Below are 23,142 nucleotides of genomic sequence, written 5' to 3'. Positions count from 1 at the left end.
GCGGGGCGGCGGTGTGAGCGGGGCCAGGGCGCGGGGCGGCGGTCGCTCGGAGGGCGCGGAGGAAGGCGGGGTGCGGTGAGTACGGAAGTTGTCCACAGGCTGGGGGTAGTTGTGGGGGCCTTGCTGGTTCTCGCGTGGGTCGTGCGATGGGTCGAGGGGGCTCGGCGGGAGCGGCGGATACGGCGTCGGCTGGCTCGGCTGCTGGCGCGGGAGGAGGTGTCCGCCGGGACGCGGGGCGAGGTGCGGAGGGCCGTGCGGCGGTGGCTTCCGTCGGCGGGGGTGGTGGCCGGCGGGTGGGCTCTGTTCGGTGGGGTCGCCGGGGTCGTGGTCGGGCTGGTCGTCGCCGCGGGGCTGTGGTGGTGGCGGAGGCGGCAGACGGCCGCGGGCGCCGAGGAGGAGTACGACGTCGGCGAGGCCGCGCGTCAACTGCCGCTCGCCGCCGATCTGCTGGCGGCCTGTATCGCGGCCGGTGCCGGTCCGGTGATCGCGGCGCAGGCCGTGGGTGAGGCGCTCGGGGGGCCGGTCGGGGAGGCGCTGGCGCGGGGCGCGGCGGAGGTGCGGCTGGGCGGTGAACCCGGCGACGCGTGGCGGCGGCTGGCCTCGATGCCGGGCGCCGGGCCGCTGGCGCGGCTGCTGGAGCGGGCCGACGTCTCCGGGCTGCCCGCGGCCGGACCCGTGGCCCGGATCGCCGCGGAGGCCCGCGCCGACTGGGCGCGCACAGCGACGGCACGGGCCCGGCGGGCTGCCGTCCTCGTGACCGCGCCGGTGGGGCTGTGCTTCCTGCCCGCGTTCATCGCGGTGGGGGTTCTGCCCGTGGTGATCGGGCTGGCGGGTCCGGCTCTGGGTGGGGGCGGGGGTGGTGGATGACGGGGGCGGGTGCGGGCGTGCGGCAGTGCCGGTGATCGAGAAGCAGTAGTGGACAGAGCTGATTCCTTACGGGGGTTGAGATGTGCAAGGTGGTACTCGCGCGGCTTCGGGCGGCGCGGAAGGACGCGGGGATGGTCACCTCGGAGTACGCGATGGGGATCGTCGCGGCGGTGGCGTTCGCGGTCGTCCTCTACAAGGTGGTGACCAGCGGGGCGGTGAGCGCGGAGCTCCAGGGCATCGTGAAGCAGGCCCTCGATGCGCGGATGTGAGCGCGGTGCGGACCGGGGGTTCGTGACGGCGGAGTCGGCCGTGGTGCTGCCTGTGCTGGTGATGTTCGCGACGGCACTGGTGTGGGGGCTGCTCGTGGTGGCCGCGCAGATCCAGTGTGTGGACGCGGCCCGGACGGGGGCTCGTGCGGCGGCCCGGCAGGATCCGGCCGACTCGGTCGTCGAGGTGGCCCGTGAGGCGGCGCCGCGCGGTGCGAAGGTCACGGTCAGCCGGGAAGAAACCCAGGTCCGGGTTGTGGTCGTGGCCGAGCCACCGGTACTGCACGGGTTGCCGTTCGAGGTACGGGAGGAGGCCGTGGCCTCGGTGGAGGGCGGGCCATGAGCGGGCGCCGTGTGTGGCGGCGCGGCCTTGGTTCCGACCGGGGCTCCGCCACCGTCTGGAGTGTCGGTGCGATCGCCGTGCTCTGCGTGGTGTTCGGGGTGGTGCTCGCCCTGGGGCAGGCCGTGGTGACCCGGCATCGTGCGGCCGGCGGTGCGGATCTCGCGGCGCTCGCGGCGGCGGACCACTGGGCGGACGGCGACGCGGGGGCCTGCGCCCGGGCGGGTCGGGTGGCCCGGGAGCAGGGCACCCGGCTCGTGCGGTGCGCGCTCGTGGGGGAGGTCTCGGATGTGACGGCGGCGGCGGGACGGGGGCCGTTCACGGCCGAGGTCAGGGCACGGGCGGGACCGGCGGAACAGCCCCTTCCGGCGCCGCTTCCTTCGCCGATTGCTGAGGCTCCTCTTCCGCAGCCACCTCCGCCGCCGATGCCGAGGCCCCCTCTGCCGTAGCCGCCTCCTTCGCCGGTGCACCAGGACCCTGTGCCGCCTCCTTCGCCGGTGCACCAGGACCCTGTGCCGCCCCCTCCGCCGGTGCCCGGGCCCCCGCTCCCCCGGCGGTCCCCTCCGCCGGCGCTCCCCGCAGCAACACCGTGAGCAGGCGCACCGCCCCCCTCTTGTGCAACGGGTCGTTGCCGTTGCCGCACTTGGGGGACTGGATGCAGGACGGGCAGCCGGCGTCGCACTCGCAGGAGGCGATGGCCTCGCGGGTGGCGGTGAGCCAGGCGCGGGCGGTGTGGAAGGCGCGCTCCGCGAAGCCCGCGCCGCCGGGGTGGCCGTCGTAGACGAAGACCGTGGGGAGCAGGGTGTCGGGGTGCAGCGGGATCGAGACGCCGCCGATGTCCCAGCGATCGCAGGTCGCGAACAGGGGGAGCAGGCCGATGGAGGCGTGTTCGGCGGCGTGCAGGGCGCCGCCGAGGATCTCGGGGTTGATGCGGGCCTCGTCGAGCTGGTCCTCGGTGACCGTCCACCACACCGCGCGGGTGCGCAACGTACGAGGAGGGAGGTCGAGTTTGGTCTCGCCGAGAACCTCACCGGTGATGAGGCGTCTGCGGAGGAAGGAGACCACCTGGTTGGTGACCTCGACGGAGCCGTAGCACAACCGGCCCTGGCCCCAGGGGACTTCGACGTCCGTCTCCAGGACGGAGATGGCGGTCGTGTCGCGGGCCACGGTCGAGTACGACGGGTTCGCCTCCTCCACCAGGGCCACGGAGTCCTCCAGGTCCAGCTTCCGCACCAAGTAGGTGCGGCCCTGGTGGAGATGGACCGCGCCCTCGTGGACGGTCGTGTGGGCGGCGCCCGCGTCGACCGTGCCGAGCAGGCGACCCGTGCCCGACTCGACGATCTGCACCGGGCGGCCTCCCTCGCCGCGGATGTCGGCGAGATCGGCGGCGGACTCACGGCGGGTCCAGTGCCAGGCCTTGGTGCGGCGGCGGAGCAGCTTCGCGGCCTCCAGTTGGGGGAGCAGGCCCTCGGTCGCCGGGCCGAACAACTCCATGTCCTCGTCCGTCAACGGCAGTTCCGCCGCCGCCGCGCACAGATGCGGGGCGAGGACGTAGGGGTTGTCGGGGTCGAGGACCGTCGATTCCACGGGCTGGTCGAAGAGAGCCTCGGGGTGATGGACGAGGAAGGTGTCCAGGGGGTCGTCGCGGGCGACCAGGACGGCCAGGGCGCCCTGGCCGGAGCGGCCCGCCCGGCCGGCCTGCTGCCACAGGGACGCGCGCGTGCCCGGGTAGCCGGCGATCACCACGGCGTCCAACCCCGAGACGTCGATGCCGAGTTCCAGGGCCGTGGTGGCGGCGAGGCCCAGCAACTCGCCCGAGTGGAGGGCCTGTTCCAGGGCGCGGCGTTCCTCCGGGAGGTAGCCGCCGCGGTAGGCGGCGACGCGCCGGGCCAGGGAGCGGTCGACCTCTGCCAGGCGTTCCTGGGCGATGACCGAGATGAGCTCGGCGCCGCGCCGGGAGCGTACGAAGGCGACCGAGCGGACGCCCTGCACGGTCAGGTCGGTCAGCAGGTCGGCCGTCTCGGCGGTGGCCGTGCGGCGGACCGGGGCGCCCTTCTCGCCCCGCATCTCGGTGAGCGGGGGTTCCCAGAGGGCGAAGACCAGTTCGCCGCGCGGAGAGGCGTCGTCGGCGACCTCGACCACCCGGAGGCCGGTCAGGCGCCGGGCGGCGACCGAGGGCTCGGCGGCGGTCGCGGAGGCCAGCAGGAAGACCGGGGAGGCGCCGTAGCGGGCGCAGAGGCGGCGCAGCCGGCGCAGGACCTGGGCGACGTGGGAGCCGAAGACGCCGCGGTAGGTGTGGACCTCGTCGATGACGACGTACTTCAGCGCCTTCAGGAAGGAGGACCAGCGGGGGTGGGACGGGAGGATGCCGCGGTGCAGCATGTCCGGGTTGGTCAGGACGTAGTTGGCGTACTGGCGGATCCACTCGCGTTCCTCGAACGGGGTGTCACCGTCGTAGACGGCTGGTCGAACAGAATTGCCCAGCGGTTGTGAAAGTTCCTTCACAGATCGGCACTGATCCGCCGCGAGCGCCTTCGTGGGGGCGAGGTAGAGCGCGGTGGCGCCGCGGCCGTTCGGGGCCTCGGAGCCGTCCAGGAGGGCCGTCAGGACGGGTGTGAGGTACGCCAGGGACTTGCCGGAGGCGGTGCCGGTGGCGACGACCACCGACTCGCCGTCCAGGGCGTGCTCGGCGGCCTGTGCCTGGTGGGCCCAGGGGTGTTCGATGCCCGCCGCTTGCACGGCCGCGAGCACCTCCGGGCGAATCCGGTCAGGCCAGACGGCATGGCGGCCCTCGCGCGGGGGCAAGTGCTCCGTATGAGTGATGCGCGAAGCACGGCTCGGCCCCGAGGCGAGCCGGCCCAGCACCGTGCCCGGGTCCACCCGGGACACGGCGTTCGTCGGGGATCGATCGGATCGGTGATTCTCGGCCATCGGCACCGAGTGTGTCACCGGCGTGACGGACAATGGGACCAAGGCGTCGTGCACGCCTGCCGGTAAGTGATTGAATGCCATCGCGGCTGGCGAACCGTCCTGGGGGCTCTGCCGAGTGTCCAAACGGGCGACCGCTCGATAGCAAGGTGCTGGAGGATCCGTGGACCTGTCCCTGTCGACCCGTACCGTCGGCGATCGTACGGTCGTCGAGGTCGGTGGCGAAATCGACGTATATACCGCGCCCAAGCTGCGCGAGCAGCTGGTCGAGCTGGTGAACGACGGGAGTTTCCACCTCGTCGTCGACATGGAGGGCGTGGACTTCCTCGACTCCACCGGGCTCGGCGTGCTGGTCGGCGGCCTGAAGCGGGTGCGTGCCCATGAGGGCTCGCTGCGCCTGGTCTGCAACCAGGAGCGCATTCTGAAGATCTTCCGCATCACCGGTCTCACCAAGGTGTTCCCGATCCACACCTCGGTCGAGGAAGCGGTGGCGGCGACCGACTGAACCACCGGACCGGGCCGGTGACCTGAACCGCGCCCGGGACGGCTGTACTACATGGGGGTCCGGACTTTCGGCGGTCCGGTCCCCCGACAGCACGCCCGTAGTTCCGAGGGGGACGCATGGCCACCGTTGAGCTCCGCTTCAGCGCGCTGCCCGAGCACGTCCGGACCGCCCGACTGGTGGCGGCAGCGGTGGCGCGCAGGTCCGGAGTGGACGAGGCCGTACTCGACGAGGTCAGGCTCGCTGTCGGCGAGGCCTGCTCCCGTGCCGTCGGACTGCATCAGAACAGCGGTATCACCGCTCCGGTGAAGGTGCTGCTGATCGAGGAGGAGAAGCAGTTCTCCATCGAGGTCGGCGACGAGGCACCGCGTTCGGCCCCGGGTGACCGGGCGCCCGGCGCGGCGGCCGAGGATCCGGACGCGGAGACCGAGGAGGACGAGATGGGCCTCGCGGTCATCAGCGGCCTCGTCGACGACGTGGAGGTCACCGCGGGGGAGCACGGCGGGTCGATCCGTATGACCTGGCCGACCACCCCGCCGGCCGCAACGCTTCCCTGACCTTCATACATACGAGCAGAACATCAATGGGCCCCGCTCCGGCGGGGCCCATTGTATTTTCGGAATTCGTGAAATTATTCACGATCAGTCAATGCCTTTGGGGCATTAGCTCTTTCGGGTTCTGTGGCGTGACGTCGATCATTTGCTGAAGAGCATGTGAAGGCTAATTCCGTTTACCGCCCACTGTTTTGATCAGGTTCCGCTACCTACAATCCGTCCACATCTTGAGCTCAGCCCAAGCGTCAAGGAGGACGAATGGCGGGGCTTTCTACCCCTCATCAGCTGGACCATCCCACTACCCTCGCAGCCGCGGTACTGACCGACGACAACCGGATCATCATCTGGGTGATCGCCGCCGTCGCAGTGGCCGCGCTCGTGGTCGCGGGTGTCCTGGTACGCCAGGTGCTCGCGGCGGGCGAGGGAACCGACAGCATGAAAGAGATCGCGGCGGCCGTACAGGAAGGCGCCAACGCCTATCTGGCCCGGCAGCTGCGCACGCTCGGCGTATTCGCCGTGGTCGTGTTCTTCCTGCTCATGCTGCTGCCCGCGGACGACTGGAATCAGCGCGCCGGTCGATCCGTCTTCTTCTTGATCGGCGCGGCGTTCTCGGCGGCCACCGGATACATCGGCATGTGGCTCGCCGTACGCAGCAATGTGCGCGTTGCCGCGGCGGCACGGGAAGCGACCCCGGCGGAAGGTGAACCGGAAAAGGATCTCACCGCCGTCTCACACAAAGCAATGAAGATCGCTTTCCGCACGGGCGGCGTCGTCGGCATGTTCACGGTGGGGCTCGGTCTGCTGGGCGCCTCCTGTGTCGTGCTGGTCTACGCGGCCGACGCGCCGAAGGTGCTCGAGGGATTCGGCCTCGGGGCCGCCCTGATCGCCATGTTCATGCGTGTCGGCGGCGGCATCTTCACCAAGGCCGCCGACGTCGGCGCCGACCTGGTCGGCAAGGTCGAGCAGGGCATTCCGGAGGACGACCCGCGCAATGCCGCGACCATCGCCGACAACGTGGGCGACAACGTCGGCGACTGCGCGGGCATGGCGGCCGACCTCTTCGAGTCGTACGCCGTGACCCTGGTCGCCGCGCTGATCCTCGGCAAGGCGGCCTTCGGCGACTCGGGGCTCGCCTTCCCGCTGATCGTCCCGGCCATCGGTGTCATCACCGCCATGATCGGCATCTTCGCGGTGGCGCCGCGCCGGTCCGACCGCAGTGGCATGTCCGCGATCAACCGGGGGTTCTTCATCTCCGCGGTGATCTCGCTCGTGCTGGTGGCCGCGGCCGTCTTCGCGTACCTGCCGTCGTCGTACGCAGATCTCGACGGTGTCACCGAGGGGTCGATCGCCGGAAAGGACGGTGATCCGCGGGTCCTCGCGCTCATCGCGGTCGCGATCGGCATCCTGCTGGCCGCCGTCATCCAGCAGCTGACCGGCTACTTCACCGAGACCACCCGGCGTCCCGTCCAGGACATCGGCAAGACCTCGCTCACCGGCCCGGCCACCGTCGTCCTCGCCGGTATCTCGATCGGTCTCGAATCGGCCGTCTACACCGCCCTGTTGATCGGCCTCGGCGTCTACGGGGCGTTCCTGCTCGGCGGTACGTCGATCATGCTGGCGCTGTTCGCGGTGGCGCTGGCCGGTACCGGGCTGCTCACCACGGTCGGCGTCATCGTCGCCATGGACACCTTCGGGCCGGTCTCCGACAACGCCCAGGGCATCGCCGAGATGTCCGGGGACGTCGAGGGCGCGGGCGCGCAGGTGCTCACCAACCTGGACGCCGTCGGCAACACCACCAAGGCCATCACCAAGGGCATCGCCATCGCCACCGCCGTCCTCGCGGCGTCGGCGCTCTTCGGGTCCTACCGTGATGCCATCACGACGGGCGCCCAGGACGTCGGCGAGAAACTGTCCGGCGACGGGGCTCCGATGAGCCTGATGATGGACATCTCGCAGCCCAACAACCTCGTCGGCCTCATCGCGGGCGCGGCGGTGGTGTTCCTCTTCTCGGGGCTCGCCATCAACGCCGTGTCGCGGTCGGCGGGTGCGGTGGTCTACGAGGTACGACGGCAGTTCCGTGAGCGGCCCGGGATCATGGACTACACGGAGAAGCCGGAGTACGGCAAGGTCGTGGACATCTGCACCCGGGACGCGCTCAGGGAGCTGACGACCCCAGGACTGCTCGCCGTCATGGCGCCCATCTTCATCGGGTTCACGCTCGGTGTCGGCGCCCTCGGCTCGTATCTCGCGGGCGCGATCGGCACGGGCACGCTCATGGCGGTGTTCCTCGCCAACTCAGGCGGCGCCTGGGACAACGCCAAGAAACTCGTCGAGGACGGTCATCACGGCGGCAAGGGCAGCGAGGCCCACGCCGCGACCGTCATCGGCGACACGATCGGCGACCCCTTCAAGGACACCGCCGGACCCGCGATCAACCCGCTGCTGAAGGTGATGAACCTCGTCGCGCTGCTCATCGCGCCCGCGGTGATCAAGTTCAGCTACGGCGAGGACAAGAGCATCGGCGTCCGGATCGGGATCTCCCTGGTCTCGCTCGCCGTGATCGTCGGCGCGGTCTATGTCTCCAAGCGGCGCGGGATCGCCGTGGGGGACGACGAGAGTGCCAAGAGGGTGGCCAGTTCCGCCGATCCCGCGGTGGTTTCGTAGGCAGTCTTACGACAGCCTCCTCACCTGGGGCGGGCGGGTGGTGCGTGGACGCGCCGCCCGCCCGCTCTGTGTGTGCACGCCCCCTTCGTGAGCCTTCTCTCACTTGGTGCAAATGGCTTTAATGCATGACTTAACGGACGCCCTGCTTGTAGGTGTTCTCCAGACGCCGTGTATGTTCCGGGGCCGAGGAGCCATGGAAGGGACCAATCCGGTGAACAAGAAGCTCGCAGCCGCGCTGTCCGGCGGTGCGGTACTGGCAATGGCGTTGTCGGCATGCAGCAGCGGTGACGACAACAGCGAGAAGCTGGACGCCTGGGCCAAGCAGGTCTGTGACGCCGTCAAGCCGCAGGCCAAGAAGATCGAGGCCGCCAATCTCGCGATCCAGAAGGAGACCTCGGACAGCAGTGCGCCGAAGGACGTCCAGAAGACCGACGCCCAGGCCTTCCAGGACATGTCCGACGCCTACAAGGCGATCGGCGCCGCCGTGCAGAAGGCCGGGGCGCCGGACACCGGCGACGGCAAGAACGCCGAGAAGAAGCAGCTGGACGCGGTCAAGGAGCTCAACACCCTCTCCGCCTCCTACGCCTCCCTCAAGAAGCAGGTCGACGAGCTCGACACCAAGGACCAGGGCAAGTTCGCGGACGGCCTCAAGGACGTCGCGACCGAGCTCGACAAGCTGAGCACGAGCGGCAGCGACGCCCTCAAGAACCTCGAAGAGGGCGACGTCGGCAAGGCCATGGCCGAGCAGGAGAGCTGCCAGAGCGCCTCCGCCACGCCGTCGGCGACCACCGGCTGACCCCTCGCGTCACGTGGCCCCGGCGCCGCAGGCACCGCCTGTGGCGCCGGTTTGCCTTCACAATGGGGTGGTGAGTGACTCCAGCCTTGCCCCCCTGCCCTCCGCCGACCGCCCCGACGTCGCCGCGGCCCTGCGGGACGCCCTCCTGGGCGCCTCCTTCACCGCCGACGGGCTGCTCGAACTGCTCGGCGCCCCCGCGTACGCGGCGCTCGCCCGCAGCGAGACCGTGCCCGCGCTGCGGGCGACCCGTGGGGACAGCGCCCTGGAGGTGCTCGTACGGCTCTTCCTGCTTCAGCAGCCCGTGCCCCACGCGCGCGTGGCCGATGTGCTGCCCCTGGAGGCGTGTCTGGCGGCCGGGTGGCTCACGGAGGCCGACGGTGACGTGGTCGCGGCGACCGTGGACGTACGGCCGTACGGGGGGCCCGAGGGCGAGGACTGGTTCATCGTGTCCGACCTGGGGTGCGCCGTGGGCGGCGCCGGTGGCATCGGCAGCCGCGAGGAGGGCGTCGTCCTCGGTGTGGGCGGGGCGTCCACGACCCTCGCCGGCATCACCGTCCGTACGCCCGTCTCCGCCGCGCTGGACCTCGGCACCGGGTCCGGCATCCAGGCACTGCACGCCGCGCGGCACGCCACGCGCGTGACGGCGACCGACCTCAACCCGCGCGCCCTGCACATCACCGCGCTGACGCTGGCGCTGTCCGGCGCCCCGGCGGCCGAACTGCGGGAGGGCTCGCTCTTCGACCCGGTGCGCGACGACGAGACGTACGACCTGATCGTCTCCAACCCGCCCTTCGTGATCTCGCCGGGCGCCCGGCTGACGTACCGGGACGGCGGGATGGGCGGGGACGATCTGTGCCGGTCGCTCGTTCAGCAGGCGGGGGAACGGCTGAACGAGGGCGGGTTCGCGCAGTTCCTCGCCAACTGGCAGCACGTGGAAGGGGAGGACTGGCAGGACAGGCTCAGGTCGTGGGTGCCGCGCGGGTGCGACGCGTGGATCGTCCAGCGCGAGGTGCAGGACGTCACGCAGTACGCAGAGCTGTGGCTCAGGGACGCCGGTGACCACCGTGGGGATCCGGCCGAGTACCAGGCGCTGTACGACGCCTGGCTGGACGAGTTCGAGGCGCGCAAGGTGCGGGCGGTCGGGTTCGGCTGGATCACGCTGCGCAGGACAGAAGCCGCCGAGCCCTCTGTCGTCGCCGAGGAGTGGCCGCACCCCGTCGAGCAGCCGCTCGGCGACACCGTACGGGCGCACTTCGAGCGGCTCGACTATCTGCGGGCGCACGACGACGCGGCGCTGCTGGAAGGGCACTTCAAGCTGGCGCCCGAGATCGTGCAGGAGCAGGTCGGGCTGCCCGGCGCCGAGGACCCGGAGCATGTGGTGCTGCGCCAGAACCGCGGCATGCGCCGCGCCACCAAGGTGGACACGGTCGGCGCGGGCTTCGCCGGCGTGTGTGACGGCTCGCTGAGCGCGGGGCGGATCCTGGACGCCATCGCGCAACTGGTGGGCGAGGACCCGGTGTTGCTGCGGGACCGTACGCCGGCGCAGATCCGGGTGCTGGTGGAGCAGGGGTTCCTGGAGCCTGCCTGAGCGGGGCGGCTGAGGCCGAGTCGGGCTGAGGCCGAGTCGGCTGAGGTCGGGGTGTACCCCTGAGACGCGTGTGCCCGGTCTGGTCTGATTGGTGACGAAAAGGTCTCCTGTCAGTGGCACGTGCGAGGCTACCTTCGAGGGACAGGTCCGACGCGTCCTCGGGGGAGGCGCACCCGCTCGGGCCTCGGGGGGGGAGGCGTGATGTCGGGGGAGACGCCGGATCACGGTGAGGGCAGGGTCGTAAGCGGCCGCTACCGCCTGCTGCGGACGCTCGGCGCGGGCGGCATGGGCCGGGTCTGGCTGGCGTACGACGACGAGTTGGCCTGCGAGGTCGCGCTCAAGGAGATCGCCCTCCCGGACGTGCCGATGGACGCGAGCGAGCCCGCGCAGCGCATCGCGCGGGCCCGCAGCGAGGCACGGCACGCGGCGCGGCTGCGCGGGCACCCGCATGTGGCGACGGTGCATGACGTGGTGGTGCACGAGGGGCTGCCGTGGATCGTCATGGAGTACGTGCCGGACGCGGTCGACCTCCAGGCGGTCGTACGGAGTTCGGGCCCGCTGCCGCCCGTCCAGGCGGCCCGCGTCGGGCTCGCCGTGCTCGACGCGCTGACCGCCGGGCACCGGATCGGCATCCTCCACAGGGATGTGAAACCGGCCAACATCCTGCTGGCGGCGGATGCTTCGGGCGACCCGTACGCGCGCGTGCTGCTCACCGACTACGGCATCGCACTCCAACCCGAGTCCCGCGAGCCCCGGCTCACCGCCACGGCCGGCATCCTCGGCACGCCTGGTTATCTCGCGCCGGAACGCGCGCGGGGGGAGCCGCCGACACCGGCCGCGGATCTGTTCTCGCTCGGCGCGACCCTGTACACGGCCGTGGAGGGCCGCGGCCCCTTCGACCGGCACGGCGAGTACGCGACCCTGACGGCCCTGCTCGGCGAGGAGCCGACCCCGCCGGTACGGGCCGGTGAACTGACCCCCGTGCTCCAGGGGTTGCTGGCCAAGGACCCGGTGCGCAGGTCGTCGCCGGAGACGGCGGCGCGGGGGCTGGAGCGGGTGGTGCGGGGGGCGTCGCCGGGATTCGGGCCGCCGCCTGAGGGGTTCGGTGCGGCGGGTTCGGCCGAGGGATTCGGTGCCGGAGGTTCTGCCGAGGGGTTCCGTGCGGCGGGTGCGGCCGAAGGGCGGGGCGCGCAGCCCGGCGGGTCGGGGGCGGTTCCGGGAGGGGGCGGGGCCGTGGACGGGCCGCCGCCCGGGTACGTCGCCAGTACGTCGCCGGTGTGGGGGAGCGGTGGCGCGGGGGCGGGGACTCCGCAGACTCCGGGTACACCAGGCACGCCAGGTACTCCGGGTGCCCAGGGTGCGCCGCAGACACCCGGGACGCCTCAGACGCCGGGTACTCCGGGCGGGCCGGGTGGGCTCTTCACGCCGGGGGCCGCGCAGACGCCGCACACGCCGGGTGGGGCGGCCGGGGCCGCGTACGACCCATGGCGGCAGACCGGCGGCGCCTCGCAGCAGTCGCCCGAGCCCGGCAACCCCTATGCGCAAGGCCCCTACGGCCCCTACGCGGGAAGCGGCGGCCCCACGCCGTACGGGGGCGGTCAACCGCCGTACGGGGGAGGCCCGACGTCTCCGTACTCCGGCAGCCCGACGCCGACGCCGCCCTACGCGGGCGGCGCTCCCGCCCCCGGAGCTCCCACGCAGCCCTACATGAGCGGCACTTCCGGAGCCGGCTGGGCCACCGGCGGGGGCTCGCTCGGGCAGACCGGGTTGCCCGGGCCGCCCTCCCGGGACAAGAAGCGGCTCGCCCTCGTCGCGCTCGTCGTGGCCGTCGTTCTGGTCGTCGCCGGTGGGACCTGGCTGGCCGTCTCGCTGACCGGTGGCGGGGACGGCGACGACAACACCACCGCGGCCAACAAACCGCCCACCTCCAGCGTGCCCAAGAGCTCGCCGCCGCCGACCGGGCCCGTGCTGCCGTACGGCGATGTCGTCGGCCTCAGCAGGCCGTTGGAGACCGGCGACTGCGTACAGGCGGTCTGGACGGGGACGCCGTTCAAGTCGGCGCCGAACCTTGGGGTGGTGGACTGCGCCGACGACTGGCCGGACGGCCAGGTCGTGGCGGTCGACACGGCCACCGACTACGCCGACGCGCGCGCGTCGGGCGCCCAGCGCTGCGCGAACCAGACGCGCGCGGTCGTCGACGCCCTGCCGGACGCGGCCCTCTACGCCGTCGTACCGACCCAGGAGGGCTTCACCGCGGCCAACAGCGGTACGGCATGTCTCGTACTCGGCCGCCATGCGGCGATAGGCGGTGAGGTCGGCCGGTTCCGCGACGAGGGCGCCCGGCTGTGGGTCGGTCAGATGAGCACGGGTGACTGCTGGATCTACGAGGAGGAGGACGACGGCTACAACGCCCCGCTCACCGACTGCGGGAAACCCCACACCGACCAGGTCATAGGCGTTGTTCAGGCGCCCGCGGAAATGACCTACGAGAAAGCCACCGACAACGCGACGAAGCTCTGCGGCAACAAATTCGAGTCGACCTGGGCCCCGGGGCCGGAGCGCACCGTGTACGGGTGGGTGGCCGACGAGGACGACTGGGACACGGGGTTCAAGAAGGCCGTGTGCACGGTGAGCCGGACCGACGGTGAGAAGACGACCGGAAAGATACCCGCGCCCGGATCCGTCTGAGCCGGGCCCGGGTGAGGGCGCCCGAGGAGTCCACAGCGGCGTCGGTCCCGCGTTCACCTCGGGTTCGCCTGGTAGCCGCCCGCGCGTGTCAGCCTCCATGCCCGAGGGCACGCGCGGTCGGGAGAAAAGGGGCAGGGGGAGCCATGGAGAGCGGACCGGCGATCTTCGCGGGGACGGTGTTCGCGCTGTTCGGAGCCGGGCTGCTGACGTGGACCGCGGTCCGCCTGCGACACGGGGAACCCGTGGCGCACGGTGTGAGCCCGGTCGCATCGGCGGCGATCGCGAGCTGTGCCTCGGTGATCGCGCTCGTCGTCGGCGCATGGTGCTTCACCCGGCTCTGACGACCATGGAAAGGCCGAGGTCCCGGTAATTGGGAGGGCATCCTCCACTAAGGCCAGAAATGGCCGGTGGGTACTCCGGGCGGCAGGAATGGCGGTAGTCGGGTTACCGTTCGAGTGGCCGTTGCGGGCTTTTCCCGTTTGACACGGGGGCGGGATGTACCGTCACACTCCGCAGCGTCACCATGACCCGACCCCGGGGACTGCCTGGGGAGGCCCCAGCGTCGACCGGAGAGAAGAGCGAAGTTGTCCCCGACCAGCGAGACCGCACACGGCGGCCGCCGACTCGTCATTGTCGAGTCGCCAGCCAAGGCGAAGACGATCAAGGGCTACCTCGGCCCTGGTTACGTCGTCGAGGCGAGCGTCGGGCACATCCGCGACCTCCCCAACGGCGCCGCGGAGGTGCCGGAGCAGTACACCGGCGAGGTCCGCCGCCTCGGCGTGGACGTCGAGCATGACTTCGAGCCCATCTATGTCGTCAACGCCGACAAGAAGGCCCAGGTCAAGAAGCTCAAGGAGCTGCTGAAGGACTCCGACGAGCTCTTCCTCGCCACCGATGAGGACCGCGAGGGCGAGGCCATCGCGTGGCACCTCCTGGAGGTACTCAAGCCCAAGGTCCCGGTCAAGCGCATGGTGTTCCACGAGATCACCAAGGACGCGATCCGGGCCGCCGTCGCCAACCCGCGCGATCTCAACCAGCGCATGGTCGACGCCCAGGAGACCCGCCGTATCCTCGACCGTCTCTACGGCTACGAGGTCTCGCCGGTCCTGTGGAAGAAGGTCATGCCGCGCCTGTCGGCGGGCCGTGTCCAGTCCGTCGCCACGCGTCTGGTCGTCGAGCGGGAGCGCGAGCGCATCGCCTTCCGTTCCGCCGAGTACTGGGACCTGACGGGCACCTTCGGGACCGGCCGTGCGGGCGACTCGAGCGACCCGTCGACCCTGGTCGCCCGCCTTCAGACGGTCGACGGCAAGCGGGTCGCGCAGGGCCGTGACTTCGACTCCCTGGGCCAGATCAAGGGCGCCAACACCCTTCACCTCGACGAGGCCAACGCCCGCGCCCTGGCCGCCGCGCTGGAGAACACGGACTTCGCCGTCCGGTCCGTCGAGTCCAAGCCGTACCGCCGCTCGCCGTACGCCCCGTTCCGTACGACGACCCTCCAGCAGGAGGCCAGCCGCAAGCTCGGTTTCGGCGCGAAGGCGACCATGCAGGTCGCCCAGAAGCTGTACGAGAACGGCTACATCACGTACATGCGTACGGACTCCACGACGCTCAGCGACACCGCTGTCACCGCGGCCCGCGCGCAGGTCACACAGCTCTACGGCGCCGACTACCTGCCGTCCGCGCCCCGGACGTACGCCGGGAAGGTCAAGAACGCGCAGGAGGCGCACGAGGCGATCCGCCCCTCGGGTGATCGTTTCCGCACGCCCGCCGAGACCGGACTGACCGGCGACCAGTTCAAGCTGTACGAGCTGATCTGGAAGCGGACCGTCGCCTCCCAGATGAAGGACGCGACCGGCAACTCCGTCACCGTCAAGATCGGTGGCACCGCCGCCGACGGCCGGGACGTCGAGTTCAGCGCCTCCGGCAAGACGATCACCTTCCACGGCTTCCTGAAGGCCTACGTCGAGGGCGCCGACGACCCCAACGCCGAGCTGGACGACCGCGAGCGCCGGCTGCCCCAGGTCAGCCAGGGCGACCGGCTCTCCGCCGAGGAGATCACGGTCGACGGGCACGCCACCAAGCCCCCGGCCCGCTACACCGAGGCCAGCCTGGTCAAGGAGCTCGAAGAGCGCGAGATCGGCCGCCCGTCGACGTACGCGTCGATCATCGGCACGATCCTCGACCGCGGCTATGTCTTCAAGAAGGGCACGGCACTCGTCCCGTCCTTCCTGTCCTTCGCCGTGGTCAACCTCCTGGAGAAGCACTTCGGGCGGCTCGTCGACTACGACTTCACCGCCAAGATGGAGGACGACCTCGACCGCATCGCGCGCGGCGAGGCCCAGTCCGTGCCGTGGCTGAAGCGGTTCTACTTCGGTGAGGGCACGGAGGGCGGCGCGGCCGTCGCCGGCAACGGCGACGGGGACCACCTCGGCGGCCTCAAGGAACTGGTGACCGACCTGGGCGCGATCGACGCGCGCGAGGTCTCGTCGTTCCCGGTGGGCGACGGCATCGTGCTGCGGGTCGGCCGCTACGGCCCGTACATCGAGCGCGGCGAGAAGGACTCCGAGGGCCACCAGCGCGCGGACGTGCCGGAGGACCTCGCTCCGGACGAGCTGTCGGTCGAGCTCGCCGAGGAGCTGCTCGCCAAGCCGAGCGGTGACTTCGAGCTCGGCGCCGACCCGGTCAGCGGCAACCAGATCATCGCCCGCGACGGCCGCTACGGCCCCTACGTCACCGAGGTGCTCCCCGAGGGCACCCCGAAGACCGGCAAGAACGCCGTGAAGCCGCGGACGGCCTCGCTGTTCAAGTCGATGGCGCTGGACACGGTGACGCTGGAGGACGCCCTCAAGCTGATGTCGCTGCCGCGCGTGGTCGGCGCCGACGCCGAGGGCCAGGAGATCACCGCGCAGAACGGGCGCTACGGGCCGTACCTGAAGAAGGGCACGGACTCGCGGTCGCTCACCTCCGAGGACCAGCTCTTCACGATCACCCTCGAAGAGGCGCTCGCAATCTACGCCCAGCCCAAGCAGCGTGGCCGGGCCGCCGCCAAGCCGCCGCTGAAGGAGCTGGGCACCGACCCGGTCAGCGAGAAGCCGGTCGTGGTCAAGGACGGCCGCTTCGGGCCGTACGTCACCGACGGGGAGACCAACGCGACCCTGCGCTCCGGCGACAGCGTCGAGGACATCACCCCCGAGCGCGGCTACGAACTCCTCGCCGAGAAGCGGGCCAAGGCCCCCGCCAAGAAGACGGCGAAGAAGGCGCCCGCCAAGAAGGCCCCGGCGAAGAAGGCCGCCCCGGCCAAGAAGACGGCCGCCAAGAAGACCGCCGCGAAGAAGACGACGACGGCCGCGAAGAAGACCACCGCGAAGAAGGCGACGGCTTCGAAGACGGCGTCGGAGGACTGATACAAGCCGCGTCGCTCCACTGAGGCTTCGCAAAACGAACGCCCCGGCATCACTTTGGTGTCGGGGCGTGCGCACGTTCGGACGGGCGCCACAGGCTGTCGGTGCTGCCCGATAGGCTGAAAGCATGACGCGAGCCGAGCAGCCAACGGCCCACCACCCGGCCCCCGACGACGCCCTTGCCGCGGACTCCCGCGAGCGTGCCGTCCGCGCCCTGCTGCGCCAACCACAGCTGAAGCGGCTGTGGAGCGCGCAGTTGGTGGGCGGAGTCGGTGACGCCCTGGCCCTTCTGGTGGTCGTGATCCTCGCCCTCCAGGCGGCGATCGTCGAGGGGTCCTTCGGGGGTGATTACCGAGGAGTGGCGTTCGCAGTGGCGACCGTCTTCGGGGTGCGCATCCTGGCCACGCTGCTCTTCGGCGCGGTCCTCCTCGGCCCGCTGACGTCCCTCACCTCGCAGGAGGGGCCGCTCGACCGCCGCTGGACCATGGTCGGCGCCGACGGGGTGCGCGCGGCGCTGCTGATCGTCGCGCCCCTGTGGATCGACTGGACGCCGGAGAACGCGCTGGCGATGCTCCTGGTGACGGCCTTCGTCACCGGAGTCGCCGAGCGCTTCTGGTCGGTGTGCCGTGAGAGCGCGGCGCCCGCCCTGCTCCCCGCGCCGCCGCCGGAGGGCGCGACGGTACGGCCGCTGCCCGACCACCTGGACGCGCTGCGCCGCCTGTCGCTGCGTACGGGCTTCGTGGCGATCCCGCTGGCCGCCGCCGCGCTCGTCACCGCCGCGCTCGTCAACAACCTTCTGGGCGCCGGGATCGACTGGTTCGACCAGCACCAGGCCGCCCTCGCCTCGTATGTCGCGGCGGGTCTGTTCGCCGCGTCGCTGTCCGTGCTGACCTTCCTGGAGCTGCCCGACACGCGCACCCCGCGCGCGCGTTCGCCGCTGGAGGGCCTGCGCCGCCCCAAGACGGGCACCGGCGTCGACAAGGGCCGCACCGGCGTGCTGCCGCTGCTGGTCCTCGCCTCCGCCGCCGTCGCGGGCGCGGTCTCCGCGGCCGTCGCGGTGTCCGTGCTGCACGCCAAGGACCTGGGCGGCGGGCCGGTGACGTACGGCCTGCTGGTGCTGGCCCTGACCGGTGGGGTGGTCGTCGGTATCCGTACGGCGCACAAGGTGCTGGTCTCGCTCTCGCGCCGCCGTCTGCTCGCGCTGGCGATCGCCTTCACCGGCATCGCCCTGCTGGCCGCGGGCCTCGTCCCGGACGTCACCACCGTCGTCCTGATCGTCGCGCTGGCCGGAGCCGGCGCGGGCGTGGCCGCCAACACCGGGCACGCGCTGCTCGACCAGGAGACCGAGGACTACCGCCGCCCGCGTACGACCGAGCATCTGCACGCGGTCGTACGGGTCTTCGTGGCGCTCGGCGCGGTCATCGCCCCGCTGGTGGCCGCGCTGATCGGGCCGCACCGGCTGGAAAGCGGCAAGTTCGTGTTCGCGCACGGCGGGGCCGCCTTCACGATGATGCTGGTCGGCGCGCTGCTGCTGCCGGTGGCCGCGCTGGTGCTCGCCAAGGTCGACGACCGTTCCGGTGTGCCGCTGCGGCACGATCTGCGGGACGCGCTGCTCGGCGGCGACGACCCGGTGACGGCGCCGATGGCGACCGGCTTCTTCATCGCCCTGGAGGGCGGCGACGGCGCGGGCAAGTCCACCCAGGCCGAGGCGCTCGCCGAGTGGATAAGGGCCAAGGGGCACGAGGTCGTGGTCACGCGCGAGCCGGGCGCGACGCCGGTCGGCAAGCGGCTGCGGTCGATCCTGCTGGACGTGTCGTCGGCCGGACTCTCGCACCGCGCGGAGGCGCTGCTGTACGCGGCGGACCGCGCGGAGCACGTCGACACGGTCGTCCGGCCCGCGCTGGAGCGCGGTGCGGTCGTCATCTCCGACCGGTACATCGACTCGTCGGTGGCCTACCAGGGGGCGGGCCGTGACCTGTCGCCGACCGAGATCGCCCGCATCAACCGCTGGGCCACGGACGGGCTGGTTCCGCATCTGACGGTGCTCCTGGACGTCTCCCCGGAGATCGCCCGGGAGCGGTTCACCGAGGCGCCCGACCGGCTGGAGTCGGAGCCGGCGGAGTTCCACGCACGCGTGCGCTCCGGGTTCCTGACGCTCGCCGCGGCCGACCCCGGCCGCTACCTGGTGGTGGACGCGGGCCAGGAGCCCGAGGCCGTCACCACCGTCGTACGGCACCGGCTCGACCTGATGCTGCCGCTCTCCGAGCAGGAGATCCGGGAGCAGGAGGAGGCCCGGCGCAAGGCCGAGGAGGAAGCGCGCCGCAAGGCCGAGGAAGAGGCCGCGCGCAAGGCCGAGGAAGAGCGTCTGGAGCGCGAGCGCCAGGAGCAGCTGGAGCGGCTGCGCGCCGAGGAGGAGGAGCGCAAGCGGCGCGAGCTGGAGGAGGCGCAGCGGCGCGAGGCCGAACGGCAGGCAGAGGAGGCCCGGCTGCGGGCCGAGGAAGCGCGGAAGCGGGCCGAGGAGGAGCGGGTGCGGCTGCTCGCCGAGGAGAAGGCCCGCGCCGAGGAGGAGGCCCGCCGCAAGGCCGAGGAGGAGCGCCGGCGCAAGCAGGCCGAGGAGGAGGCGCGGCTGCACGCCGAGGCCGAGGCACGGCGCGTGGAGAAGCAGCGCAAGGCCGAGGAGGCGTTGCTGCGGGCCGAGGAGGCGCGGCGGCTCGCCGAGCAGGCGTCCGCCGCGGCTGAGGCGGGCCCGAAGAAGCCGACGCCGCCCGCGGTGGCGCCGGAGGCGGCGACCGTGCCCACGCCGGTGGTGACGCCGACGAACGCGTCGGGCGGGCCGGTGGAGGAGACGGCGGTACTGCGGAAGATCTCCGACGGGGCGGACGCCGGTGAGGGGCGTGGCTCTGGGGGGCGCGGTGCTGAGGGCCGTGGTTCTGGGGGGCGGGGGTCTGACGGCCGTGGCTCTGGGAGCCGTGGGTCTGAGGGGCGAGTCTCTGAGAACGAGGTGACCGCCGAGCTGCCCAAGCCTCCGGCTTCTGCGGCTGACGAGACCGCGGTGCTGCCGCAGGTGGTGCCAGGCGCGGCGGACGAGACCGCGGTGCTGCCGCCTGTCGTGCCGGGGGCCGCTGACGAGACGGCCGTGTTGCCGCCGGTGCCGGGGGAGACCCCGGCCGACCGGGTGCCGCCGGGGTTCTTCCGGGAGGAGCAGGCGCGGCCCGACGGGGCCGAGGACCGTACACGGGAGATGCCTCAGGTCGACGAGACCGGCGCGCCCCGGAAGCGGGCCCGGTCGGACTGGGCCGAGGAGACCCCGCTGGACGATCTGCCGTCGCTGGCGGACGAGTTGCTGGGCCCGCGGGACCGGGACGGCGACGAGTTCGGTGACGGGCGAGGGCGGCGTGGTCGGGGGCGTCGGGGCTGACCCCGCGACGGTCGCGGGGCGGCGTTGTCAGTGCCGCCCCGCACAATGGAGGCCGTACCGTCGGCCCGAACCTCCAGCCGGCCCGTACCTCCGGCTCGTACCCCCAACCGTGACGAAAGGGCGGCGTGACCCATGACCGTCTGGGACGACCTCGTCGGCCAGGAGAAGGTGAGTGAGCAGCTGACCGCTGCCGCTCGGGACGCCGACGCGTTTGTCACCGCCGCCGCTTCCGACGCACCGCCGCCCACCGCGTCGAAGATGACGCACGCGTGGCTGTTCACCGGCCCGCCGGGGGCCGGGCGGACGCAGACCGCGCGGGCCTTCGCGGCGGCGTTGCAGTGTGTGAGCCCGGACCGGGCGCTCGGCGGGGTCCCCGGGTGCGGGTTCTGCGACGGGTGTCATACGGCCCTCGTCGGCACGCATGCCGACGTCACCACCGTCGCCGCCGTGGGCGCGCAGATCCTCGCCGACGACATGCGGGACACCGTCCGGAAGTCCTTCACGTCACCGGCCATCGGACGCTGGCAGGTGATCCTCGTCGAGGACGCCGAGCGGCTGAACGAGAAGTCGGCCAACGCCGTGCTGAAGGCGGTCGAGGAGCCCGCCCCCCGTACCGTCTGGCTCCTCTGCGCCCCCTCCATCGAGGACGTCCTGCCCACCATCCGCTCCCGCTGCCGGCACCTCAACCTGCGGACGCCCTCCGTGGCCGCCGTCGCCGACCTTCTCGTACGACGTGAAGGCATCGAGCCCGACGTGGCGGCGGCCGTCGCCCGGGCCACGCAGGGGCATGTCGACCGGGCCCGCCGACTCGCCACCGACCCGGCCGCGCGGGAGCGCAGGGCCGCCGTCCTGAAGCTCCCCCTGCGCGTGGACGACGTCGGCGGCTGCCTCAAGGCCGCCCAGGAACTCGTCGACGCCGCCGCCGAGGATGCCAAGCTGCTCGCCGAGGAGATGGACGGCAAGGAGACCGAGGAGCTGAAGACGGCACTGGGCGCGGTCCAGGGCGGGCGGCTGCCGCGGGGCACGGCGGGCGTGATGAAGGACCTGGAGGACAAGCAGAGGCGGCGTAGAACCCGGACGCAGCGCGACAGCCTGGACGTCGCGCTGACCGACCTCACCGGCTTCTACCGCGACGTCCTCGCCCTCCAGCTCGGCTCCCGGGTCGCCATCGCCAACGCGGACGCGGAGGACGCCCTGGAGCGGCTCGCCCGCGGCAGCTCCCCGGAGGCCACGCTCCGCCGCATCGAGGCGATCGGCGCCTGCCGCGACGCCCTCGACCGCAACGTGGCGCCGCTGCTCGCGGTGGAGGCGATGACGATGGCGCTGCGAGCGGGCTGACCGACGGCGGCACGGGCCCGTCCCCTGTCCCCCTGCCCCCCTCCCCGCTTCCCCCTTCCCCGCGATCAACTGGAGGTTGACCAGGTAACTCGTACGAGCCGGATTGTGCACGCTGAGCATTCGCGCGACTGCTCAGAGTTACGCTCGCTTGATGTACCTCAGGCGCAGTCCTCGCTCCGCAGCCCCGATCGCCCCGCCCCGCAGCCGGCGTTCCCGTACCGGCGGTGCCGTGCTCGCCCTCGCCGCGCTGCTCGTCTCCGCCTGCTCGGCGGGGAGTGCGACGGGCTCTCCGAGCTCGGCCGCGGAGGCGGCGCTGGCCGCGCTGCCGAAGGCCACGCCGGCGGCGCTCACGTCGTACTACGAACAGAAGCTGAGCTGGCGCAGCTGCGGTGTCCCCGGCTTCCAGTGCGCGACGATGAGGGCACCGCTCGACTACGACAAGCCGGACGCCGGTGACGTCCGCCTCGCCGTCGCTCGCAAGAAGGCCACCGGCTCCGGCAGGGCGCTCGGCTCACTGCTGGTGAACCCGGGCGGGCCGGGCGGCTCCGCGGTCGGCTACCTCCAGGCGTACGCCGGGATCGGCTACCCCGCCGAGGTCCGTGCCCGGTACGACATGGTCGCGGTCGACCCGCGCGGCGTCGCCCGCAGCGAGCCCGTGAAGTGTCTCGACGGGCGGGACATGGACGCGTACACGCAGACCGACACGACACCCGACGACACGGAGGAGACCGACGAACTCGTCGACGCTTACAAGAAGTTCGCGGAGGGGTGCGGGGCGAGCTCGCCCGAGCTGCTGCGCCATGTGTCCACCGCCGAGGCGGCCCGGGACATGGACATCCTGCGGGCCGCGCTGGGCGACGCGAAGCTGACGTACGTCGGGGCGTCGTACGGGACGTTCCTCGGGGCGACGTACGCGGGCCTCTTCCCGGACCGGGCCGGCCGGCTGGTCCTGGACGGCGCGATGGACCCGTCCCTGCCCGCCCGGCGGATGAACCTGGACCAGACGGCGGGGTTCGAGACGGCGTTCCAGTCGTTCGCGCGGGACTGTGTGCAGCAGCCGGACTGCCCGCTGGGCAAGCGGGCGGACCAGGTCGGGAACCGGCTGAAGGCCTTCTTCGGCAAGCTCGACGCGCACCCGATCCCCACCGGCGACGCGGACGGCCGCAAGCTGGGCGAGGCGCTCGCCACGACCGGTGTGATCGCGGCGATGTACGACGAGGGCGCCTGGGCGCAGTTGCGCGAGGCGCTGACCTCGGCGATGAAGGACGACGACGGCGCGGGCCTGCTGTTCCTCTCCGACAGCTACTACGAGCGGGACGCCGACGCCCGCTACTCGAACCTGATGTTCGCCAACGCGGCCGTGAACTGCCTCGACCTGCCCGCAGCGTTCTCCACGCCGGACGAGGTGCGCGAGGCGCTGCCCGAGTTCGAGAAGGCGTCCCCGGTCTTCGGTGAGGGCCTGGCCTGGGCCTCGCTGAACTGTGCGTACTGGCCGGTGAAGGCCACGGGTGAGCCGCACCGCATCACCGCGCGCGGCGCCGCCCCGATCGTCGTCGTCGGCACCACCCGCGACCCGGCGACCCCCTACCGCTGGGCCCGTGCCCTGTCCGCCCAGCTGACCTCCTCCCGCCTCCTCACCTACGAGGGCGACGGCCACACCGCCTACGGCCGCGGCAGCACCTGCGTCGACTCCGCCATCGACGCCTACCTGCTCCACGGGACGCCTCCGACGCGGGGAAAGCGCTGCTCGTAACCCCTCCCGGCCCCGGAACGGCTGCCTCCGGGGCTGGTG

16 protein-coding genes are annotated in these 23,142 nt (G+C 72.0%); 15 read left to right on the top strand and 1 reads right to left on the bottom strand.

What is annotated here, in order from left to right; all coding sequences use genetic code 11:
• The first annotated feature begins 75 nt into the window (after positions 1-75).
• The 4 genes from OG866_RS19845 to OG866_RS19830 all read left to right on the top strand — a co-directional run bounded on the left by OG866_RS19845 (position 76) and on the right by OG866_RS19830 (position 1,922).
• On the top strand, positions 76-867 hold the full coding sequence (locus OG866_RS19845; RefSeq protein ID WP_329336482.1) for a type II secretion system F family protein: 792 nt from the start codon (positions 76-78) through the stop codon (positions 865-867).
• A gap of 80 nt (positions 868-947) precedes the next feature.
• A complete protein-coding gene (locus OG866_RS19840) occupies positions 948-1,136 on the top strand; it encodes a DUF4244 domain-containing protein (RefSeq protein ID WP_329336481.1) in 189 nt (62 codons plus the stop codon).
• A complete protein-coding gene (locus tag OG866_RS19835) occupies positions 1,123-1,476 on the top strand; it encodes a TadE family type IV pilus minor pilin (RefSeq protein ID WP_329336479.1) in 354 nt (117 codons plus the stop codon). Before OG866_RS19840 ends, OG866_RS19835 begins: the two co-directional genes overlap by 14 nt.
• Positions 1,473-1,922, top strand: a complete 450-nt coding sequence (locus OG866_RS19830; protein ID WP_329336477.1) for an Rv3654c family TadE-like protein — start codon at positions 1,473-1,475, stop codon at positions 1,920-1,922. The genes OG866_RS19835 and OG866_RS19830 overlap by 4 nt, the downstream gene beginning before the upstream one ends.
• Here the strand turns inward: OG866_RS19830 and OG866_RS19825 are convergent.
• Positions 1,804-4,485 (bottom strand): DEAD/DEAH box helicase, encoded by a 2,682-nt coding sequence (locus OG866_RS19825; RefSeq protein ID WP_329336476.1) that lies wholly within the window; start codon positions 4,483-4,485, stop codon positions 1,804-1,806. The genes OG866_RS19830 and OG866_RS19825 overlap by 119 nt on opposite strands.
• Positions 4,486-4,564: 79 nt before the next feature.
• Between OG866_RS19825 and bldG the strand changes: the two genes are divergently transcribed.
• The 11 genes from bldG to OG866_RS19770 all read left to right on the top strand — a co-directional run bounded on the left by bldG (position 4,565) and on the right by OG866_RS19770 (position 23,103).
• On the top strand, positions 4,565-4,906 hold the full coding sequence (bldG, locus tag OG866_RS19820) for an anti-sigma factor antagonist BldG (RefSeq protein WP_003975386.1): 342 nt from the start codon (positions 4,565-4,567) through the stop codon (positions 4,904-4,906).
• Positions 4,907-5,022: 116 nt separating this feature from the next.
• Complete coding sequence (locus OG866_RS19815; RefSeq protein WP_329336475.1) at positions 5,023-5,460, top strand: ATP-binding protein; 438 nt, start codon at positions 5,023-5,025, stop codon at positions 5,458-5,460.
• A 255-nt stretch (positions 5,461-5,715) separates the two neighbouring features.
• Positions 5,716-8,121, top strand: coding sequence for a sodium-translocating pyrophosphatase (locus tag OG866_RS19810; RefSeq protein WP_329336473.1), 2,406 nt, complete (start codon positions 5,716-5,718; stop codon positions 8,119-8,121).
• Between the two features lie 193 nt (positions 8,122-8,314).
• Positions 8,315-8,917 (top strand): small secreted protein, encoded by a 603-nt coding sequence (locus tag OG866_RS19805; RefSeq protein WP_329336471.1) that lies wholly within the window; start codon positions 8,315-8,317, stop codon positions 8,915-8,917.
• 70 nt (positions 8,918-8,987) lie between these two features.
• Positions 8,988-10,505: a class I SAM-dependent methyltransferase gene (locus tag OG866_RS19800; protein WP_329336469.1), complete on the top strand. Its 1,518-nt coding sequence runs from the start codon at positions 8,988-8,990 to the stop codon at positions 10,503-10,505.
• 201 nt (positions 10,506-10,706) lie between these two features.
• Complete coding sequence (locus OG866_RS19795) at positions 10,707-13,193, top strand: serine/threonine-protein kinase (RefSeq protein ID WP_329336467.1); 2,487 nt, start codon at positions 10,707-10,709, stop codon at positions 13,191-13,193.
• A gap of 143 nt (positions 13,194-13,336) precedes the next feature.
• Positions 13,337-13,534: a hypothetical protein gene (locus OG866_RS19790; RefSeq protein ID WP_329336465.1), complete on the top strand. Its 198-nt coding sequence runs from the start codon at positions 13,337-13,339 to the stop codon at positions 13,532-13,534.
• A 243-nt stretch (positions 13,535-13,777) separates the two neighbouring features.
• Entirely contained in the window at positions 13,778-16,597 is a 2,820-nt protein-coding gene (gene topA / locus OG866_RS19785) for a type I DNA topoisomerase (RefSeq protein WP_329336463.1), read from the top strand.
• A 124-nt stretch (positions 16,598-16,721) separates the two neighbouring features.
• Positions 16,722-20,012 (top strand): dTMP kinase, encoded by a 3,291-nt coding sequence (gene tmk / locus OG866_RS19780; protein WP_329336461.1) that lies wholly within the window; start codon positions 16,722-16,724, stop codon positions 20,010-20,012.
• A 132-nt stretch (positions 20,013-20,144) separates the two neighbouring features.
• Positions 20,145-21,350 (top strand): DNA polymerase III subunit delta', encoded by a 1,206-nt coding sequence (locus OG866_RS19775; RefSeq protein ID WP_329336460.1) that lies wholly within the window; start codon positions 20,145-20,147, stop codon positions 21,348-21,350.
• A gap of 151 nt (positions 21,351-21,501) precedes the next feature.
• On the top strand, positions 21,502-23,103 hold the full coding sequence (locus OG866_RS19770; protein ID WP_329336458.1) for an alpha/beta hydrolase: 1,602 nt from the start codon (positions 21,502-21,504) through the stop codon (positions 23,101-23,103).
• The last annotated feature ends 39 nt before the right edge of the window (positions 23,104-23,142 follow it).

Origin of the sequence: Streptomyces sp. NBC_00663 (assembly GCF_036226885.1) — a bacterium.
In the GTDB taxonomy this organism is placed as follows: Bacteria; Actinomycetota; Actinomycetes; order Streptomycetales; family Streptomycetaceae; genus Streptomyces.
Note: the sequence above shows the minus strand (reverse complement) of the source record. Positions and strands in the feature narration are given on the sequence as shown.

Coding starts and splice junctions, on each gene's coding strand:
- OG866_RS19840 (WP_329336481.1), top strand. CDS start 948: ATGTGCAAGGTGGTACTCGCGCGGCTTCGGGCGGCGCGGAAGGACGCG.
- OG866_RS19835 (WP_329336479.1), top strand. CDS start 1,123: ATGCGCGGATGTGAGCGCGGTGCGGACCGGGGGTTCGTGACGGCGGAG.
- OG866_RS19830 (WP_329336477.1), top strand. CDS start 1,473: ATGAGCGGGCGCCGTGTGTGGCGGCGCGGCCTTGGTTCCGACCGGGGC.
- OG866_RS19825 (WP_329336476.1), bottom strand. CDS start 4,485: ATGGCATTCAATCACTTACCGGCAGGCGTGCACGACGCCTTGGTCCCA.
- OG866_RS19815 (WP_329336475.1), top strand. CDS start 5,023: ATGGCCACCGTTGAGCTCCGCTTCAGCGCGCTGCCCGAGCACGTCCGG.
- OG866_RS19810 (WP_329336473.1), top strand. CDS start 5,716: ATGGCGGGGCTTTCTACCCCTCATCAGCTGGACCATCCCACTACCCTC.
- OG866_RS19805 (WP_329336471.1), top strand. CDS start 8,315: ATGGAAGGGACCAATCCGGTGAACAAGAAGCTCGCAGCCGCGCTGTCC.
- OG866_RS19795 (WP_329336467.1), top strand. CDS start 10,707: ATGTCGGGGGAGACGCCGGATCACGGTGAGGGCAGGGTCGTAAGCGGC.
- OG866_RS19790 (WP_329336465.1), top strand. CDS start 13,337: ATGGAGAGCGGACCGGCGATCTTCGCGGGGACGGTGTTCGCGCTGTTC.
- tmk (WP_329336461.1), top strand. CDS start 16,722: ATGACGCGAGCCGAGCAGCCAACGGCCCACCACCCGGCCCCCGACGAC.
- OG866_RS19775 (WP_329336460.1), top strand. CDS start 20,145: ATGACCGTCTGGGACGACCTCGTCGGCCAGGAGAAGGTGAGTGAGCAG.
- OG866_RS19770 (WP_329336458.1), top strand. CDS start 21,502: ATGTACCTCAGGCGCAGTCCTCGCTCCGCAGCCCCGATCGCCCCGCCC.